The following is a 1,823-nucleotide window of genomic DNA, read 5'->3' as shown; positions in this document are numbered from 1 at the left end:
GTCAAGGAGAGCCATGCGAAGGGCGCTCTGGACCGGCGCATCTACAAGGTGATGCGTGGTTCCTGGGCCAATCATTACCGGCGCATGCTGCCAAGCCTGCTTTCCGTACTTGAGTTCCGGTCGAACAACGCGGTGTGGCGGCCGGTCCTGGCGGCCCTCGACTGGATCAGGAGCAAGGTGGATGGCGGATGCCGCTTCGTGCCATTGCAGGATGTTCCGATCGATGAGGTGATTCCAGCGCGATGGCGCAGTTCCGTCATTGATGACGATGGGCGGGTAAACCGGATCAGCTATGAGCTTTGCGTCCTGACGCAACTGCGCGACCGCATCCGCTCCAAAGAAATCTGGGTGGTCGGGGCGGATCGCTATCGCAATCCCGATGACGATCTTCCCAAGGACTTCGAGATCAGGCGAGATGCGTACTATTCCGGCCTCAGCCTGACGCCAGATGCGCAGGCGTTTTGCGCCTCGATCCGGGAGGAGCTTGAACGGGAACTGTTGCTCCTCAATGCCAATATTCCACAAAACGACAAGGTCCGGCTCCTGTGGCGCGGCGACAACCGGATATCGATTACACCGTTCAAGCCCTTGCCCGAACCGAAGGGTCTCGCTTCGATCAAAAGCGAGATCGGTCAGCGCTGGCCGATGACCGGACTGCTGGACGTGTTGAAAGAGGCTGCTCTGGACACGGGATTGATGGATGCTTTCGAAACGTCGGCCTCGCGGGTTACCCTGTCGAAAGCAGCCTTGGCTCAGCGTCTTTTGCTGTGTCTCTATGGCTTGGGCACGAACGCCGGGCTCAAGCGGGTCGCTGGCGCAACACCCGATGTCAGTTACGAGGAATTGCTGCATGTCCATCGCCGTTTCATCCACGCGCCAGCGCTGAGGGAGGCGTGCGCGCGGGTAGCGAACGCGACACTGGCAATCCGCAATGCCGCAGTATGGGGAGATGCGGGCACGGCATGCGCGTCCGATTCACCGAAGTTCGGCGCGTGGGACCGCAACCTGATGACGGAATGGCACGCCCGCTATGGCGGCCGTGGCGTCATGATCTACTGGCATGTGGAGAAGCGCGCGACCTGCGTTTATTCCCAGCTCAAGCGGTGCTCTTCCTCGGAGGTCGCCTCCATGATCGAAGGCGTGCTACGCCATTGCACCGACATGGAAATCCAGCGCCAGTACGTCGATAGCCACGGCCAGAGCGCAGTCGGCTTTGCGTTCTGCCGACTCCTTGGATTTGAGCTTGCCCCGCGGCTGAAAGCAGTGGCACGCCAGAAACTGGCCCTTCCCCAAGCCGGCATGCGCACGCGGCTTTCCAATTTACTGCCGATCCTCTCCAGCCCGATCGACTGGGACGAGATCGAGCAACAATATGACGAAATGGTCAAATATGCCGCTGCCATGCAATCGCGCACCGCCGATCCGGAAGCGATCCTGCTCCGGTTTGCCAGAGCCGAAGTGATGCACCCGACCTACAAGGCGCTGAGTGAACTCGGCCGCGCGGTCAAAACAATCTTCCTATGCCGGTATTTGCGTCAGGAGGCATTCCGCCGCGAGATCCACGAAGGGCTGAATGTGGTTGAGAACTGGAACGGCGCTAATGGTTTCGTGTTCTTCGGCAAGGGCGGCGAGATCGCCACCAACCGCATCCATGAGCAGGAAATCTCCGTTCTGGCGCTACACCTCCTGCAAGCGTCGCTGGTGTATGTGAACACCCGCATGCTTCAGACCGTACTGGTTGAGCCGAAGTGGGCGGGGCGGATGACGCCGGAAGATTATCGTGGTCTCACGCCGTTGATCTACAGTCATGTGAACCCTTATGG

Annotated in this window: 1 protein-coding gene; it reads left to right on the top strand. The window is 59.8% G+C overall.

Annotation, left to right across the window (positions count from 1 at the left end):
• Positions 1-51 precede the first annotated feature (51 nt).
• On the top strand, positions 52-1,823 hold a 1,772-nt coding region (locus FE851_RS25815; RefSeq protein ID WP_315850641.1), incomplete at its 3' end, for a Tn3 family transposase.

Source organism: Sphingobium sp. B2 (genome assembly GCF_007693735.1).
GTDB classification, from domain to species: domain Bacteria; phylum Pseudomonadota; class Alphaproteobacteria; order Sphingomonadales; family Sphingomonadaceae; genus Sphingobium; species Sphingobium xenophagum.
The sequence above is the reverse complement of the archived record's forward strand: the minus strand, read 5'-3'. Positions and strand labels throughout refer to the sequence as shown.